This is a genomic window from Pseudomonas sp. Wu6 (genome assembly GCF_019891515.1).
GTDB lineage: Bacteria > Pseudomonadota > Gammaproteobacteria > Pseudomonadales > Pseudomonadaceae > Aquipseudomonas > Aquipseudomonas orientalis_A.
Window position 1 is genome coordinate 70,414 of record NZ_JAFLXH010000001.1, and the last position, 16,832, is coordinate 87,245.

Annotated in this window: 13 protein-coding genes and 1 riboswitch; of the genes, 2 read left to right on the forward strand and 11 right to left on the reverse strand. The window is 61.7% G+C overall.

Translation table 11 applies throughout. From position 1 onward, the window contains the following. Window positions 1-21 precede the first annotated feature (21 nt). Window positions 22-1,236 (reverse strand): phosphoserine phosphatase SerB, encoded by a 1,215-nt coding sequence (gene serB, locus J1G34_RS00285; protein ID WP_065886537.1) that lies wholly within the window; start codon window positions 1,234-1,236, stop codon window positions 22-24. Between the two features lie 133 nt (window positions 1,237-1,369). Between serB and J1G34_RS00290 the strand changes: the two genes are divergently transcribed. Continuing rightward, window positions 1,370-2,905 carry an AhpA/YtjB family protein gene (locus J1G34_RS00290; protein WP_222992995.1) on the forward strand — a complete coding sequence of 512 codons (1,536 nt, stop codon included), beginning with the start codon at window positions 1,370-1,372 and terminating at the stop codon, window positions 2,903-2,905. Between the two features lie 486 nt (window positions 2,906-3,391). Here J1G34_RS00290 and J1G34_RS00295 read toward each other — a convergent pair whose 3' ends face one another. The 8 genes from J1G34_RS00295 to J1G34_RS00330 form a co-directional block, all read right to left on the reverse strand. Next, window positions 3,392-4,102 carry a PqiC family protein gene (locus tag J1G34_RS00295; protein ID WP_065894482.1) on the reverse strand — a complete coding sequence of 237 codons (711 nt, stop codon included), beginning with the start codon at window positions 4,100-4,102 and terminating at the stop codon, window positions 3,392-3,394. A 173-nt stretch (window positions 4,103-4,275) separates the two neighbouring features. Continuing rightward, window positions 4,276-6,540, reverse strand: coding sequence for a DNA topoisomerase IV subunit A (gene parC, locus J1G34_RS00300; RefSeq protein WP_065886541.1), 2,265 nt, complete (start codon window positions 6,538-6,540; stop codon window positions 4,276-4,278). Between the two features lie 70 nt (window positions 6,541-6,610). Next, a complete protein-coding gene (locus tag J1G34_RS00305) occupies window positions 6,611-7,606 on the reverse strand; it encodes an esterase-like activity of phytase family protein (protein ID WP_222992997.1) in 996 nt (331 codons plus the stop codon). Next, entirely contained in the window at window positions 7,606-9,510 is a 1,905-nt protein-coding gene (gene parE, locus J1G34_RS00310) for a DNA topoisomerase IV subunit B (protein WP_065886543.1), read from the reverse strand. The genes J1G34_RS00305 and parE overlap by 1 nt, the downstream gene beginning before the upstream one ends. A gap of 45 nt (window positions 9,511-9,555) precedes the next feature. Further along, window positions 9,556-10,164 carry a YqiA/YcfP family alpha/beta fold hydrolase gene (locus tag J1G34_RS00315; RefSeq protein WP_122462091.1) on the reverse strand — a complete coding sequence of 203 codons (609 nt, stop codon included), beginning with the start codon at window positions 10,162-10,164 and terminating at the stop codon, window positions 9,556-9,558. Between the two features lie 180 nt (window positions 10,165-10,344). Continuing rightward, window positions 10,345-11,157 carry a 3',5'-cyclic-AMP phosphodiesterase gene (gene cpdA, locus J1G34_RS00320; protein ID WP_128875829.1) on the reverse strand — a complete coding sequence of 271 codons (813 nt, stop codon included), beginning with the start codon at window positions 11,155-11,157 and terminating at the stop codon, window positions 10,345-10,347. Between the two features lie 97 nt (window positions 11,158-11,254). Beyond that, complete coding sequence (locus J1G34_RS00325; protein ID WP_065886546.1) at window positions 11,255-11,704, reverse strand: DUF1249 domain-containing protein; 450 nt, start codon at window positions 11,702-11,704, stop codon at window positions 11,255-11,257. Then, a complete protein-coding gene (locus J1G34_RS00330) occupies window positions 11,695-12,312 on the reverse strand; it encodes an NUDIX domain-containing protein (RefSeq protein WP_065886547.1) in 618 nt (205 codons plus the stop codon). The genes J1G34_RS00325 and J1G34_RS00330 overlap by 10 nt, the downstream gene beginning before the upstream one ends. A gap of 194 nt (window positions 12,313-12,506) precedes the next feature. Between J1G34_RS00330 and J1G34_RS00335 the strand changes: the two genes are divergently transcribed. Continuing rightward, a complete protein-coding gene (locus J1G34_RS00335; protein WP_122482458.1) occupies window positions 12,507-13,253 on the forward strand; it encodes an RsiV family protein in 747 nt (248 codons plus the stop codon). On the opposite strand, the gene cytX is transcribed toward J1G34_RS00335, so the two are convergent. Both cytX and thiC read right to left on the reverse strand, forming a co-directional pair. After that, window positions 13,222-14,511: a putative hydroxymethylpyrimidine transporter CytX gene (gene cytX / locus J1G34_RS00340; protein ID WP_222992999.1), complete on the reverse strand. Its 1,290-nt coding sequence runs from the start codon at window positions 14,509-14,511 to the stop codon at window positions 13,222-13,224. The two genes, J1G34_RS00335 and cytX, sit on opposite strands and share 32 nt — an antisense overlap. Window positions 14,512-14,646: 135 nt before the next feature. Further along, window positions 14,647-16,551, reverse strand: a complete 1,905-nt coding sequence (gene thiC / locus J1G34_RS00345) for a phosphomethylpyrimidine synthase ThiC (protein ID WP_222993000.1) — start codon at window positions 16,549-16,551, stop codon at window positions 14,647-14,649. Between the two features lie 147 nt (window positions 16,552-16,698). Then, window positions 16,699-16,804: riboswitch (TPP riboswitch) on the reverse strand. Window positions 16,805-16,832: the final 28 nt, after the last annotated feature.

Genomic DNA, 16,832 nt, shown 5'->3' on the forward strand with positions numbered 1-16,832 from the left:
TTTTTGAGCGCATTTCGTCAGTTAGAGCTGCCCATCACGGTCGCGCAAGCCCAGCAGATACAGCACCCCATCCAACCCCAAGGTCGAAATCGCCTGCTTGGCCGACTGCTTGACCAACGGCTTGGCGCGGAACGCCACCCCCAGCCCGGCAATCGCCAGCATTGGCAAGTCGTTCGCGCCGTCGCCGACCGCAATGGTCTGTTCCAGGCGCAAGCCTTCCTTGTGCGCCAGCTCCCTGAGCAGGTCCGCCTTGCGTTGTGCGTCGACAATCGGCTCCACCGCCACGCCGGTCACTTTGCCATCCACCACTTCCAGCTCGTTGGCAAACACGTAGTCAATGCCCAGCTTGGCCTGCAGCTGCTTGGCAAAATAGGTGAAGCCACCGGACAGGATGGCCGTTTTGTAGCCCAGGCGCTTGAGCTCGGCGAACAGGGTTTCGGCGCCTTCGGTCAGGCGCAGGGAAGCGCCGATGGAGTCGAGCACGCTCACGTCCAGGCCCTTGAGCAACGCCAGGCGCTCCTTGAAGCTGGCGCGAAAATCCAGCTCGCCCGCCATCGCCCGCTCGGTAATCTCGCTGACCTGTTCACCCACACCCGCCGCCTTGGCCAGCTCGTCGATGACTTCGGCTTCGATCAGGGTCGAGTCCATGTCGAACACCGCCAGACGACGATTGCGCCGGAACAGCGAATCTTCCTGGAAGGCGATGTCGACATTCAGCTCCTGGGCCACGCTCAGGAATTCAGCGCGCAGCGCTTGCGCATCGGCCGGCTCCCCGCGCACCGAGAACTCGATGCAGCCCTTGCCTTTGTCCGCCGGCGTGTCCAGCGGCATACGTCCCGACAGGCGGTCGATATGGTCGATGTTCAACCCGTAATGCGCCGTGATCGAGCTGACGCGCTGCAGTTGTTCGGCCGTTACCTTGCGGGTGAGCAACGTCACGATATGGCGCTTTTTGCCCTGGCCTTCGACCCAATGCTGGTAATCGGCTTCGGACACCGGCGTGAAACGCACCTGCTGATCGAGTTTGTAGGCCGTGAACAGAATGTCCTTGAGGACAGACGATGCCTGCTCGGTGCTGGGAATTTCCACCAGGATGCCGAACGACAGGGTGTCGTGGATCACCGCCTGGCCGATGTCGAGAATGTTCACACCACCCTGGGCCAGAACACCGGTAATGGCAGCGGTGAGACCCGGTCGGTCAAGACCTGTGATGTTGATCAGGACAATTTCGCGCAAAGCGCACCCCCAGGCTGGAAAAAAACCGCATTCTACCCACTTTCAGTGACCATCGGGCGCAGCCAGCGCTTTGCCGGTCATGGGCCTGTCGCTATACTGCGCGTCAACTTCACGGACCAAGAGCCGAGCGCAAGTGAACCGGCCCACGCCAGTAAAAACCGATAACTTCTTCCTGCTGATCTTCCGGGCACTGCGCCACCGCCGTGTACCGATCGCATTACGCATCGCCAGCCATAACGTGATCCTGGTCGCTCTGGCCCTGGTGATCTACGCCTGCGTGATGGGTTTGCAGTTCAAGCAGGCCATGCATGAGCAAGCCGACGCCCTGGGCGAGAGCCTGACCACCCAGACCGCCACCTCGGCGACTGAGTTGCTGGTGTCCAACGACATTCTCAGCCTCAACGTGCTGCTCAACAACCTGACCAAGAACCCGCTGGTGGCCCACGCTGCTATCTATAGCGTGGACAACCGGATCATGGCCGAAGCCGGGCAGCGCCCGAAAAACGGCCTGCTGGGCGAAGCCGAGGGCCTGTACCAGAGCAATATCACGTTTCAGGATGTGAAAGCCGGCCAATTGCGCATCAGCCTGGACATGCAACAGTTCCAGCAACCGATGACCATCAGCCTGCAAAGCATGGGCATCCTGAGCGCGATCCTGTTGGCCCTGGCCCTGGCCTTGAGCTTGCGCCTGGGCCGGCATATCTCAACGCCGTTGATGCAACTGCGCATCTGGCTGCGCGATATCAACGAACATACCCCGGCCACCGACCGCCAGGACGAAATCGGCGACCTCGCGCGCCAGCTGCATGCCAGCTTCGCGCCGGAGCCGACGGTACCTGAGGTTGAACCCGAGCCGGAGTACGACGAGGCCGACTACAACGACGACGAGCCTGAGTTTGAAGTGCGCGACCTGCGTGACCCAGGCTTTGACGAAAGCGCTCCGGTGGCGGGTTTGAAGCCTGCGCCACGGCATGTGATCAAGGCCGAAGAAGACGAGCTGGATGACGAAGACCCGTTTGCCGACCTGCGCGATACCGCAGACACCGCGCCTGCCGTAGCGCCGAAAGCGGCTGCGGCCAAGAGCACCGAGCCCCAGTACAGCGCCGTACTCGCCGTGCAGCTCGGTGCTCAGGAGCAACTGCGCCGCCTGCCCCGCGCCCGCTTGACGGAATTGCTGGAACGCTACCGCGACTGTCTCGACCAGGCGGCCTCGCTCTACCAGAGCGAACTGCACACCCTGAACGACGGCAGCACGTTGATGCTGTTCCACAGCGAAGACAGCGGCGAAGATTACCTGACCAACGCCATCTGCTGCGGCGAGTTGCTGCGCGCCCTGGGCCATGCCTTGCAGATCGAAGTGGCGGACAGCGGCATTACCTTGCAATTGCAGTTGGGCCTGACGGTGGGCGATGACCTGTTCGGCATCAGCCAGATCGACCTCTTGCTGACCGAGATTGCCCAGGATGCCCTGGCCTTGTCCCAGCACAGCCGCAACCTGCTGCTGGTGGAGCGCAAGATCAGTGAAGACACGCTGATTCGCCAGCGCGCACGCATCCGCCCGATTGCCAGCCCTGAGGGCGCCAGCTGTGTGGAGCGTTTGATGGAGCCGTATCCGTCGATGCTGGAGCGCCAGCTGGCGCGGATGCATGAGACCCGTAACAAGAATTGAAGAACACCGCTAAACCCAATGTGGGAGGGGGCTTGCCCCCGATGGCGGCCTCTGGGCCGACCAGGATGCTGGATCAGACCGAGTACATATCCGTTTCTGCGGTAACGACCACTTAGGGTTCCGCCCTGACGGCGGCTCACTTTTGAAAAGCGCAAAAGTAAGCAAAACGCTCTTGCCCCACCACTCGGCACCTCGCTTAGGCTCGGTGTGCCCTCTCTCCGGCCAGCGTGGTTTAACGGGGCGCCTGAGATCAAAAGCAGATCAAGATCAAGAGCGGCTCGCTTCGCATCGTGGTTACGGTGGGGGCTACAGAGTTGTGTAGATACTTATGCCCCGATAGCGCTAGTCCAGTCAGAGATGCATTAACTGACCCACCTCAATCGGGGGCAAGCCCCCTCCCACAGTTAATTTGTGGCGCAGCTTAAATTGCAGCCCAAACAAAAGGCCCGCTTACTCAGCGGGCCTTTTGTTTGCCTGGCATTCAGATCAAAACCTGAACACTTCCAGATCCGTACGAATCGGTGTTGCCATCGGCATCTTCGGTTTTTCCGGGGTTGCGGGCTTGGCTTGTGCCGGTGCCTGCTTGCGCGGTGCCTCGGCAATCGGCGGCTGGTTGGCCAGCGGCTTGAGCGCCACCGACAGCTGCTGCGCCAGGTGCTGCAACAATACGCCCTGGGCCTGGACCTGGGACGCGGTGGTGCCGGCATGTTCTTCCTGCAGGTGCACGATACGGTTGTCCCGTACTTGCCCGCGACGGTCGATCAAGCGCCACTGTGCATCCAGGATCGCCGGTTGCGACTTGCCGGAGTCAAGCCGTGTGATGGTCAGCAACACTTGCACATCCGGGGAAAACCCCGATGGGCCTGGCGCCAGGACCACGCGCTGACTGTCCAACTGACCGGCCACCTGACGCAACATCAACTGGTTGATATCGGAAGAAAGGCTACCCGCCCAACGACCATCCGTGGAACCTTGCAGGCTTCCGTCGTTCTGACGTTGGAGCAGGGTCTCGCGTTGCAGGTAATCAGCAACGATGACCGGACCCAGCAGGACCGCCATGCCGGCGGTTTGTGCTGGCTGAGCCGGACTTCCGCTGTCCAGCTGGTACAGCGACACCGGCTGGTGCGTGCTGCAACCCGCCAGCCCTAATAGGCCAGCGAGCATCAAAAATAGAGGAAGGCGTGGAGCAGTCATCATCCCATCCAGGTGGCTGCCACAAGGCGAACCACAATGTAATACTAAAAATAACCTAAACACGCTCGGCCACGCCGGCGCTGGAAAGGCCATATCATCCGTGAATATGCGCCATGACTCCAGCGCCAAAGCGTCGATCTACGCGTTAAATCGTAGATCGAGGCCTCTAGTACGCCTTAAGCAGGCGTTTCTACCAACAAAGCATCCACCCGCTGGAAGCCTCGAGGCAGTTTGTTGCCGCGTCGACCGCGCTCGCCCTTGTAGTGTTCAAGGTCGTCTGGGCGCAGCGACAACGTGCGCTTGCCGGCCTGAAGCACCAGCGTAGCGCCTTCGGGGATCACGGCGATGTCGGTCACGTACTCTTCGCGACTGGCCACACGCTCGCCCGGGATACCAATGATCTTGTTGCCTTTGCCCTTGCCCAGCTGCGGCAGGTCGCTGATCTTGAACACCAGCAGACGCCCTTCGGTGGTCACCGAGGCCAGCCAGTTGTGCTCACGATCCTCCACCGGTCGCGGCAGGATCACCTTGGCATTGTTCGGCAGGCTCAGCAGCGCCTTGCCCGCCTTGTTCTTGGCCTGCAGGTCTTCACCCTTGACCACGAATCCGTAACCGGCGTCGGAGGCGATGACATACAACGAATCATCGTCCGGCAGCAGCACACATTCGAAATTCGCCCCCGGTGGCGGTGTAAGGCGCCCGGTCAGCGGCTCGCCCTGCCCTCGTGCGGAAGGCAGCGTGTGGGCCGGCACCGAATAACTGCGCCCGGTCGAGTCGATAAACACCGCAAACTGGTTGGAACGTCCGGCGGCGGCGGTTTTGAAGCCATCACCGGCCTTGTACGAAAGCCCGGTGGCGTCAATATCATGCCCTTTGGCGGAGCGAACCCAACCCTTTTCCGACAGAACGACGGTAATTTTCTCGTTAGGCAGCAGCTCGGTTTCTGTCAGAGCTTTCGCTTCCGCACGCTCGACAATCGGCGACCGGCGGTCATCGCCGTAGGTTTCGGCGTCCTTGATCAGCTCGCTGCGCACCAGCTTCTTGAGCTTGGCTTCACTGCCCAGCAGCGCTTGCAGCTTGGCTTGTTCCTTGAGCAGTGCGTCCTGCTCGTCGCGCAGCTTCATTTCTTCCAGTCGCGCCAACTGGCGCAAGCGGGTGTCGAGGATGTAGTCAGCCTGGATCTCGCTCAATTCGAAACGCGCGATCAACTCGGCTTTCGGGTGCTCGGCGGTACGGATGATATGGATCACTTCATCCAGGTTGAGGTAGGCGATCAACAAGCCGTCCAACAGGTGCAGGCGGCGCTCGACCTTATCCAGGCGAAATTGCAGGCGCCGGCGCACGGTCTGTACGCGAAACTCCAGCCATTCCACCAGCAGGTTGCGCAGGTTCTTGAGCTGCGGCTTGCCGTCCAGGCCGATGATGTTGACGTTGACCCGATAGCTGGACTCCAGGTCGGTGCTGGCAAACAGATGCTGCATCAGCACTGCATGATCCACCCGGCTGTTGGTCGGGATGATCACGATGCGGCAAGGGTTCTCGTGGTCGGACTCATCGCGCAAGTCGGCGACCTGCGGCAGTTTCGACGGCTTGGCCTGCATCAGCGCGGCGATCTGCTCCAGCACCTTGGCGCCGGACACCTGATGCGGCAACGCGGTCACGATAATGTCGCCGTCTTCGACGTGATACACCGCGCGCATGCGCACCGAGCCCTTGCCGGTTTCGTACATTTTCAGCAGGTCGGCGCGCGGCGTGATGATTTCCGCTTCGGTCGGGTAGTCCGGGCCCTGGATATGCTCGCAGAGCTGCTCGACCGTGGCTTTTGGCTCATCCAACAGGCGAACGCAGGCGGCGGCGACTTCGCGCAGGTTGTGCGGCGGCACATCGGTGGCCATGCCGACAGCGATGCCGGTGGTGCCATTGAGCAGAATATTCGGCAAACGTGCCGGCAACACCAGGGGTTCGTCGAGGGTGCCGTCAAAGTTGGGCCCCCAGTTCGCGGTGCCCTGGCCCAGCTCGCTGAGCAATACTTCCGAATAACGCGACAGACGCGCCTCGGTGTAACGCATGGCGGCGAAGGACTTGGGATCATCCGGCGCGCCCCAGTTACCCTGGCCGTCGACCAGGGTGTAGCGGTAGCTGAACGGCTGGGCCATCAGCACCATGGCTTCGTAGCAGGCCGAATCGCCGTGGGGGTGGAACTTGCCGAGCACGTCACCGACGGTACGCGCCGACTTCTTGTGCTTGGAATCGGCGTCCAGGCCCAACTCACTCATGGCGTAGATAATGCGCCGTTGTACCGGCTTCAGGCCGTCGCCGATATGCGGCAGGGCACGGTCCATGATCACGTACATGGAGTAGTTGAGGTAGGCATTTTCGGTGAAGTCAGCCAGCGATCGGCGTTCTACGCCATCTAAGCTGTCTGCGAGGATGTCACTCATGCGGGCCTCATCGTTGGGTAAGGCGCAGCGGAACTGCCGCTGCGCTGATTCAATTCAAAAAAGTCGCGGCTCATGGCTGGGCACTCCAGCCACCGGCCGGGGCGGCAAACCGATAGACCACCGGACGCTTTTCACCGTCGGCACGCGCGCCAAAATTATTGTCGATACCAATCCAGGCGCCGTCGGCGTCCACCACCAGGGCTTCGGCCAGGCCATAAGGTTGGGGGTAACGCCGTTCGGGCGTCAGGGTTTCGTCGGCAAACGACCAGCACAGCTCAACCTTGGCCGTCACCGTATCGCGTCGGCAAATCTGGAATGCATTGCGCTCCAGGGTGAACAGCTTGTCGTTGAACAGCGCCAGGTCGGCAAAATCCTTGGACACGGCCTTGGCGTTGGTGAACTGCGCCGGCTGCACTTCCAGCCCGGCCTCGCTCAACAATACGCAAGCCCCCTCGCAATCCCACACGCTCTGCCCGCGCTTGATCGAGATCAGGCCACGGCGCTCACGCTCGGCGGCGAGCCAGATCTGATTGCCTTGCGGGTTCACCGTCAGGCCTTCGAACAACGCATTGAAGTGCAGCAACATGCCGCTGGCCCGCGCCTCGCGCACCATGCCCGGGGCGATTTTCAACCACTCGGGCGCACCGGCTGCCGGTACCTGCAACACCGCCGCATGGGCTTCGCTGACGATGTAGCGGTTGCCTGCGGCATCACAGCTGATGCCTTCGAAATCCAGGTCTCCACCGCGAATGAACGAAGCCGCCTTGGTGCGCGAGCGCAACCCCCACGGCAGGCCGGATTCGGGCACCGGGGGGACGTCGATCGTCAATGCCTCGGCGTTCCAGGTCGGCTCGCGGGTGTCCAGACGATAAATCCGGTCATCATCGCGGTCCGATACCGTCCACAGGTCCTTGCCGCACAGCGCCAGGCCCGACAGGTTGCCGCCGCGCATGCCGTCTACCGGATGTTCCGACACCAACTTGAGCTCAGCCACAGGCGCGGCCACCCCATCGGTGGCTGCCAACCCGCACACCATCAGGATCGCCAGGGCGAAGCCTGTGCGCATCAGCCCAATACCTCGGCCAGGTTGCCTTTGGATTCGAGCCAGGCCTTGCGATCCGGCGCACGCTTTTTCGCCAGCAGCATGTCCATCATTTCCGAAGTGCCGGCGAAGTCTTCCAGGGTCAACTGCACCAGACGCCGGGTGTTCGGGTCCATGGTGGTTTCGCGAAGTTGCGGCGGGTTCATTTCACCCAGGCCCTTGAATCGCGTGACCTGTGGCTTGCCGCGCTTCTTCTCGGCCACCAGGCGATCGAGGATGCCATCGCGCTCGGCTTCGTCCAGGGCGTAGAAAATCTCCTTGCCCAGGTCGATGCGGTACAGCGGCGGCATGGCGACGTAGACGTGACCGGCATCCACCAACGGGCGGAAGTGCTGCACGAACAACGCGCACAGCAAGGTGGCAATGTGCAAGCCGTCGGAGTCGGCATCGGCGAGGATGCAGATCTTGCCGTAGCGCAGCTGGCTCATGTCCGCTGCGCCAGGGTCGACCCCAATGGCCACGGCGATGTTGTGCACTTCCTGGCTGGCCAGCACTTCGCTGCCATCGACTTCCCAGGTGTTGAGGATCTTGCCGCGCAACGGCAGGATCGCCTGGAATTCCTTGTCCCGCGCTTGCTTGGCGGAACCGCCGGCGGAATCACCTTCCACCAGGAACAGCTCGGAGCGCATCGGGTCCTGCCCGGCGCAATCGGCCAGCTTGCCGGGCAATGCCGGCCCCTGGGTGATGCGCTTGCGCTCGACTTTCTTGCTGGCCTTGAGGCGACGACCGGCGTTGTTGATCGCCAGCTCCGCCAGGGCCAGACCCAGTTCCGGGTGCTCGTTGAGCCACAGGCTGAAGGCATCCTTGACCACACCGGAGACAAACGCCGCCGCCTCGCGGGAGGACAGGCGCTCCTTGGTCTGGCCGGAGAACTGCGGCTCCTGCATTTTCATCGACAGCACGAATGCAATGCGCTCCCACACGTCTTCCGGCGCCAGCTTCACGCCGCGCGGCAGCAGGCTGCGGTATTCGCAGAATTCGCGCATGGCGTCCAGCAAGCCCTGGCGCAAGCCATTGACGTGGGTGCCGCCCTGGGCGGTGGGAATCAGGTTGACGTAGCTTTCCTGCACGCTGTCGCCGCCTTCGGGCAACCACAACAGCGCCCAGTCGACGGCTTCCTTGTTACCGGCCAGGCTGCCGCAGAACGGCGCGTTGGGCAGGCGCTCGAAGTCGCTGACCGAATCTTCCAGGTAGGAGCGCAGGCCGTCTTCGTAGTGCCACTCGACCTTTTCGCCGGTGCCTTTGTCTTCAAAGCTCACCAACAGGCCCGGGCACAGCACGGCCTTGGCCTTGAGCACATGCTTGAGACGGCTGATGGAGAATTTCGGCGAATCGAAGTATTTCGGGTCCGGCGCGAAGTACACGCTGGTCCCGGTGTTGCGCTTGCCGACAGTGCCGACCACTTCCAGCTCGGTGGCTTTGTAGCCATCGGCGAAGGTCATCTGGTATTCGTTGCCGTCACGCTTGACCTTGACCCTGACCTGCGTGGACAAGGCGTTGACCACGGAAATCCCCACGCCGTGCAAGCCGCCGGAGAACTGGTAGTTCTTGTTGGAGAACTTGCCGCCGGCGTGCAGCTTGGTGAGGATCAGTTCAACGCCCGATACACCCTCTTCCGGGTGAATGTCCACCGGCATGCCGCGACCGTCGTCGGACACTTCCAGGGAGTGGTCGGCGTGGAGAATGACCTGCACCGACTTGGCGTGCCCGGCCAAGGCTTCGTCGACACTGTTGTCGATGACTTCCTGGGCAAGGTGGTTCGGCCGACTGGTGTCGGTGTACATGCCGGGGCGTTTGCGCACCGGGTCGAGGCCCGAGAGGACTTCGATGGCGTCGGCGTTATAAGAGCTAGCGCTGGGAGTGGCCATGGGGTCTCGTCGTGAGTCGTTCGATTAAAAAATGACCTGCGATTTTTACAGTGACGAAAAATCGAAGGATTGATACTGATCAGCGCCAATGCCGGCAAAGCTCAACAATGCCGGCAATTGCTGGGCGAACCCTTGGTAACCGTGGTCGCCACCGGCATGGATGCGCAAGGCACAGGCCCGGTAATACTGCTGGGCCAGGCGATAATCCAGAGTTTCGTCCCCGGTCTGCAACCACACCTGATAACGCGCGGCGTCCTGAGGAGCCGGTACTTCCAGCTCGGCCAACGCCGTGACGTGGTCGAGGGTCAACTCCCAGCTTTCGTCGGTGTAGAGGTTCTTCTGGGTCCCCAGGTAGCCGTCAAACATCCGATGGGGGCTGACCGCCGGGTTGACCAGCAGCGCCTTGAGGCCATGGCGTTCGGCAAGATGGGTTGCATAGTAGCCGCCCAATGAACTGCCGACCAGCAGCGGCCTGCCCAGTTCTGCGATGGCCTCCTCCAATTGAGGAATCGCCTGACGCGGATGATGATGCAGCGCCGGAACACGCAGCTGCTCGGACAGGCCAAGCTTGCCCATTACGGTGATCAACTGGCTGGCCTTGTTGGAAGCCGGCGCACTGTTGAAACCGTGAATATAGAGGATCGAAGCGGACATGCCGGGCTCTCCGTGACTCAGCCAAAGAGGCGCAGTTTACAGGGATAAGGGGTCTGTGTGAGAACCCATGTGGGAGGGGGCTTGCCCCTGATGGCTGAGTGTCAGTCAGCACATGTGGCAGCTGACACACCGCCATCGGGGGCAAGCCCCCTCCCACCTTTTGATCAGCGTTTACAGCTATTAATAGCCGTTGCTGCCGTAGTCGACGGTAAAAGCGAAATCCTTGACCCGCTCCACCCCGGTCTCCAACCGCCCGTCGGCATGCAAACGCAGCCAGCGATAGCCTGGGGCCTGGTCGCTGACCTGGAAGTCCTCACTCCCGGGCGCGAACTGGATGCAGGTGGACGGCGAAGCCAGCAGGCGCACGCCGTTGCGCTCGCTGTCGATTTCCTGGTGCACATGCCCCCACAAAACCGCTTTCACTTGGGGGAAGCGGTCAAGCACGGCAAACAGCGCATCCGGATTGCGCAGGCCGATAGGCTCCATCCAGGCGCAGCCGATCGACACCGGGTGATGATGCAGGCACACCAGGTGATGCCGGTTCGGCGCTTCACTCAAGGCCTGGACGAGCAGTTGCAGCTGCTGGTCCTGCAGGTAGCCGGGCACGGAACCGGGGACGGCGGAGTCCAGCAAGGTCACGCGCCAGTTGCCGACGTCAACCACCGGCTCCAGCAGGTCGCTGTGCACGGCAGCGTGGGCCATGATCTGCGGCTCATCGTGGTTGCCGGGCAGCCAGCGCGCGGGAGCGCCCATCGGCGCGGTCATGTCGCGAAATTGCTGGTATGACGCCAGTGTGCCGTCCTGGGACAGATCCCCCGTGGCCAGCACCAGATCGACAGGCGGCTGCTGCTCGCGCACAAGATCAATCACCCGCTGCAGGCTGTCGCGGGTATTCATGCCCAGCAGCGTGACGTCTGCATCGGCAAACAAATGGCTGTCGGACAGTTGCACCAACAGCACAGCGTCAGGGTTCATGGCGGATACGCTCGGCAAGGCGCTCTCCCTAGCGGTCACAGGAATAGACAGGTGGGGCAATTATGCTGGGGCAGGACACAAAGAGGAAACCCAGGGAAACAAACGCAGTTCACATCTACCGCACGACTTCGAACTCATGGCCCAGGGCCAGGCAGTGACTCAGCCATTCGCCGAGGAACACATTGAGCTGGGCTTTCTCATCGGGCTGGTGCATGAACACATTCGGGTAAGGATAGATGCTGCGAAAGCGTCGCGCATGTTCGGCGCTGATCACTTCGGCCATGCGTGCATCGTGGTACACCTGCACTTCCAGCTGCGGCACCGGCAGCCAGGGCAGGCTGTGCTCCTGGCGCACGCGCAGGGTGGTGGTGTACGGGCAATTGACGATGACTTCCAGGGTCAGCACGCCCAGCATCTGGTCGCCGTGGGTCACGGCAATGCGCCGCGCCTGGGGCGTGTGGCGCATGTCGGGGAGCAGGCGCATCAGCCGCGCATAGTTGGCCTCGCACGCGGCTTGCAGCCCGATCAGGTCAACCCGGTAACGTTCCCGTGCCTTTACTGCCATAGCCCCCTCACTTCCGCGCGATTAAGCGCAAGCCATTGCAGGGCGATAATGCTGGCTGCATTGGAAATCCTGCCGTCGCGCACAGCCTGGAAGGCATCTTCGAATGCCCAGGTGGTCACGCGGATATCTTCGGCCTCTTCTTCCAATCCATGGATACCACCGGCCTGTGAGCTGTCGCAACGGCCCAGGTACAGGTGGACGAACTCGGTACTGCCGCCAGGCGACGGGAAATACTTGGTGATCGGCCACAGCGCGGAGAACGTCAGCCCAGCTTCCTCTTCGGCTTCGCGGTGTGCAACCTCCTCGGGTTGCTCGTCCTTGTCGATCAGGCCGGCGACCATTTCCACCAGCCACGGGTTGTCGGCACGCCCCATGGCGCCGACGCGGAACTGCTCGATCAGCACCACTTCATCGCGCTGCGGATCGTAGGGCAGTACGCACACCGCATCATGGCGCACAAACACTTCACGATTGATCACGCGGCTCATGCCGCCGTCGAACTTCTCGTGGCGCAGTTGCACCCGATCGAGCTGATAGAAGCCCTTGTAGGCAGAGTCGCGCTGAACAATCTCGATATTCTTCGGCGTCGACTTCGTAAAGTCCGTCATATTCTTCCTCGTCATAAGCCGTGCAGTGGGCGCCATCCTAACGCGCCCAAGTGGCTCGGCGCAGCCCCTTTCCGGTTGCCGGGATAGACGGCGGGCGTCAAACTCACACTAATCAGTCTAGTGGCGAACTGGCGGCCCTGTTGGCAGTCCAAGCGCTACTCTTTTCGCTTTCCATCGATTTACGAAGGACACACATGTCGCTTTTAAAAATCGCCTCCATGGCTTGTATTGCCTTGACCCTGGGTGCCTGCCAGAGCCTGTTCCAGCCCGGCCAGCTCAAACCGCTGGACGTCACCACCGACAAGTCGGAGCAGATCAAGCCCGGCTGCGGCAGCCCTGATTGTCCGCTGGTGAACATCGACACCGTGCATTTCCCCGCCGACCCGCAACTGGACAAACTGGTCGAGCAGCGCCTGCTGCAGATGACCCGCACCACGCCGGGCGCCAGCGTCCCTGCGACCCTGAATGCCTACCGGGACACATTCCTGCGCGAATCCCCCGACCGCCACAGCATGTACTTGCAGGCCAAGGTACGTGAGCAGCATGACGGACTGGTGATCGTTGAAGTGTCCAGCTATCTGGACACCGGCGTGGCCCACGGTGAACCTGGCCGCGGTTTCATCAACTATTCACGGGTGCTGCACAAGGAATTGGGCCTGGCCGACATGCTGTTGCCCGGCCAGGAGCAGGCCTTCTGGAATACCGCAAAAGTTGCCCACAACAGCTGGTTGATCAACACCAAGATGGACCGCGACCCGGAGTTCGTGAAGAACTGGCCGTTCCAGAAAACCCCGAACGTGGCCTTGACCAGCGGCGGCGTGGTGCTCAAGTACAACGTCACCACCATCGCCCCCTACGCCCAGGGGCTGATCGAAATCACCATCCCCTATGCGCGCCTGACCGGTGTGATCAAGCCTGAGCTGATGCCCGCGCGCCACTGACCGCCCGCCCCAGGATAAACTGCAGCAACCCTGCCAGCAGCAATGCCGGCAGGGTTGCGCCGATATCCGGATAGAGGTGCGCCAGCAGGTGGTAGGTGCCGATGCCGCCCAGCCACGCCAGCAGCGCCGGCCAATGCAGTTGGGTCACCGTGCCCTGGCGCCGACGGCGCAGGATGAAGTGATCCACCAGTACCACGCCGAACAGTGGCGCAAACACTGAGCCGATCAGCAACAGGAAGTTCTGGTATTGCGCCAGGGGCGCCAGGCAGGCAATCACGGTGCAAATCACACCGATGGCCAACGCCAGGTGCTCGACTTTCAAACGCAGCAGCATCCCGCTCGACACCGCCGCCGAGTGAATATCGGCAAAGGCATTTTCCGACTCGTCCAGCAGGATCAGCAACAGCGGAATACCCAGGCCGGCGCCGGCCAGGGCCAGCAGCAGCGCATTGACTTCAGCGCTGGGCGCAAAGGCCAGGGTGTAGGCCACCCCCAGGCTCATCAGCCAGAAATTACCGATAAAGAACCCCAGCGCGGTGCCGCCGAACACGCTTTTCGCGCGCTTGCCAAAGCGTGAGTAGTCGGCGATCAGCGGCAGCCACGACAGCGGCATGGCGATGGCAATGTCAAAGCCCACCGCAAACGGCATCGAGCCGTCACCGGCCTGGGCCCACAGCGCGACGAGGTCGGCCTTGGCAAACAGGTTCCAGGTCAGCCACAGACAGGCCGCGAGCAGCAGCCAGATGCCCCATTTGCGCAGGATTTGCCGCACGAAGGTCAGCGGGCCACTCACCGCCAGCACGGTGGCAAGGCCACCAAACAACACGGTCCACAACAAGGGGCTCGCCAACAGGCTGCCCTCGCTGAACGCACGCGTACCCAACAAGCTGGCGGCATCGCGCATGACGATGATTTCGAACGAACCCCAGCCAATCAATTGCAGCAGGTTCAACAGCGCCGGCAGGCTCGCACCGCGGCTACCGAGGCTGAGCTTGAGCGCGGCCATGGCGGACAGCCCAGTGTCGCTGCCGATCACGCCGACGGCGGCCAGCAACAGCACGCCGACCAGGGTGCCGAGCAAGATGGCCAGCAATGAACCCGACAGCCCCAGGCCCGGCGCCAGCAAGGCGCCGGTTTGCAGGACCATCAGGCCGATGCCGAGGGAGAACCACAGGGAGAACAGGTCGCGGGCGCCGAAGACGCGCTTGTCCTGGGGGACTGCAATGTCCGGCGAATAGGTGCTCGGTTGAATGCTCAAGGGTGGAATCTCTGAGGGGCTGATCGTTCCCACGCTCTGCGTGGGAATGCCGCGTTGGACGCTCTGCGTCCGCCTTTGTGACGCAGAGCGTCACGGGATGCATTCCCACGCAGAGCCTGGGAACGATCATGGGTTTCAGACTTTCTTGTAGAGCTGACTGCCTTCCTGCCTGAACCGCTCCGCCTGCTCGGCCAAGCCCTTGGCTACGTCCACATCCACCGCTTCAATGCGCTGGTTGGCCGCGTACTCACGCACTTCGTGGGTGACTTTCATCGAGCAGAATTTCGGCCCGCACATCGAACAGAAATGCGCGACCTTGGCGGACTCTTTCGGCAGGGTCTCGTCGTGAAACGCCCGCGCGGTGTCCGGGTCCAGGCCCAGGTTGAACTGGTCTTCCCAACGGAATTCGAAGCGCGCCTTGCTCAGCGCGTTGTCGCGAATCTGCGCGCCCGGATGGCCTTTGGCGAGGTCGGCGGCGTGGGCGGAGATCTTGTAAGTGATGATCCCGGTCTTCACGTCATCCTTGTTCGGCAACCCCAGGTGTTCCTTGGGCGTGACGTAGCAGAGCATGGCGCAACCGAACCAGCCGATCATCGCCGCGCCGATGCCGGAGGTGATGTGGTCATAGCCCGGCGCGATGTCGGTAGTCAGCGGGCCGAGGGTGTAGAACGGCGCCTCGTCGCAGCATTCGAGCTGCTTGTCCATGTTCTCCTTGATCAACTGCATCGGCACGTGGCCGGGGCCTTCGATCATGGTTTGCACGTCGTGCTTCCAGGCGATCTTGGTCAGCTCGCCAAGGGTTTCCAGCTCACCGAATTGCGCGGCGTCGTTGGCGTCGGCCACCGAGCCCGGACGCAAGCCGTCACCCAGCGAAAAGCTGACGTCATAGGCTTTCATGATTTCGCAGATTTCTTCGAAATGCGTGTAGGCGAAGTTTTCCTTGTGGTGCGCCAGGCACCATTTGGCCATGATCGCGCCGCCACGGCTGACGATGCCGGTGACGCGGTTGGCGGTCAGCGGCACATAGCGCAGCAATACACCGGCATGGATCGTGAAGTAGTCGACGCCCTGTTCGGCTTGCTCGATCAGGGTGTCGCGAAACAGTTCCCAGGTCAGGTCTTCCGCCACACCGTCGACTTTCTCCAGTGCCTGGTAGATGGGTACGGTGCCGATCGGCACCGGCGAGTTGCGGATGATCCACTCGCGGGTTTCGTGGATGTGCTTGCCGGTGGACAGGTCCATGATGTTATCGGAGCCCCAGCGAATGCCCCAGGTCATCTTCGCCACTTCTTCTTCGATGGACGAGCCCAGCGCACTGTTACCGATATTGCCGTTGATCTTCACCAGGAAGTTACGGCCGATAATCATCGGTTCCAGTTCAGTGTGATTGATGTTGGCCGGGATGATGGCGCGGCCACGGGCGATTTCTTCACGAACAAATTCGGGCGTGATGATCTTTGGAATGCTGGCACCAAAGCTGTGTCCCGCATGCTGCTGCTTGAGCAGGCCGGCGGCGCGGGCTTCTTCAAGCTTCATGTTTTCGCGGATGGCCACATATTCCATTTCGGGCGTGATGATGCCTTTGCGCGCATAGTGCATCTGGCTGACGTTGGCGCCGGCCTTGGCCCGTCGTGGATTTTGCAGGTGGGCAAAGCGCAGGTAGGCCAGGTCCGGGTTATCCAGGCGTTCCTGGCCGTAGCGTGAGCTCAGGCAAGCCAGTCGCTCGGTATCGCCGCGCTCTTCGATCCAGGGCGAGCGCACGTCGGCCAGGCCTTTGCGCACGTCGATGATCACGTTGGGATCGGTATACGGACCCGATGTGTCGTAGACCACCACCGGTGCATTGATTTCACCGCCGAACTCGGTGGGCGTCACATCCAGGCTGATTTCGCGCATGGGCACGCGAATATCGGGACGCGAGCCCTGTACATAGATCTTCTGTGAGCGGGTAAACGGCTGCACGGAACCGGAGTCGACCTTGGCCGATTCACTCAAGTGCACGGTGTTTTTTGATTTTTGGCTTTTTAATTCGGTGCTCATCAGGGCTCTCCAACTTATCCGGGCGGTGGATTGTTGTCGGAGCGAACCTGTGACGGACGGACGCACTGAAACCAGTGCTGTGCTTGCGCACGAGGGCTGTTCGATTGTCGAACAACTTCCCGGACGAAGCACAAGAGGACTCGCCGGGTGACGAGAAATCTTGTTCCCTACGCAGGCGCTAACCTGATCAGGTTCAACGGGATCCGGTATTTACCGATCTCAGCCTTCCAACAAGGCACCCCGACAAGAACCTGGCCAGTCTAGACCATGGCGTGGGCAAA

Excerpts from the sequence above, each read along its gene's own strand:
- J1G34_RS00315 (WP_122462091.1), bottom strand. The coding sequence starts at position 10,164 with ATGTCCGCTTCGATCCTCTATATTCACGGTTTCAACAGTGCGCCGGCT.
- J1G34_RS00305 (WP_222992997.1), bottom strand. The coding sequence starts at position 7,606 with ATGCGCACAGGCTTCGCCCTGGCGATCCTGATGGTGTGCGGGTTGGCA.
- thiC (WP_222993000.1), bottom strand. The coding sequence starts at position 16,551 with ATGAGCACCGAATTAAAAAGCCAAAAATCAAAAAACACCGTGCACTTG.
- J1G34_RS00335 (WP_122482458.1), top strand. The coding sequence starts at position 12,507 with ATGTCGCTTTTAAAAATCGCCTCCATGGCTTGTATTGCCTTGACCCTG.
- J1G34_RS00295 (WP_065894482.1), bottom strand. The coding sequence starts at position 4,102 with ATGATGACTGCTCCACGCCTTCCTCTATTTTTGATGCTCGCTGGCCTA.
- parE (WP_065886543.1), bottom strand. The coding sequence starts at position 9,510 with ATGGCCACTCCCAGCGCTAGCTCTTATAACGCCGACGCCATCGAAGTC.
- J1G34_RS00325 (WP_065886546.1), bottom strand. The coding sequence starts at position 11,704 with ATGGCAGTAAAGGCACGGGAACGTTACCGGGTTGACCTGATCGGGCTG.
- J1G34_RS00330 (WP_065886547.1), bottom strand. The coding sequence starts at position 12,312 with ATGACGGACTTTACGAAGTCGACGCCGAAGAATATCGAGATTGTTCAG.
- parC (WP_065886541.1), bottom strand. The coding sequence starts at position 6,540 with ATGAGTGACATCCTCGCAGACAGCTTAGATGGCGTAGAACGCCGATCG.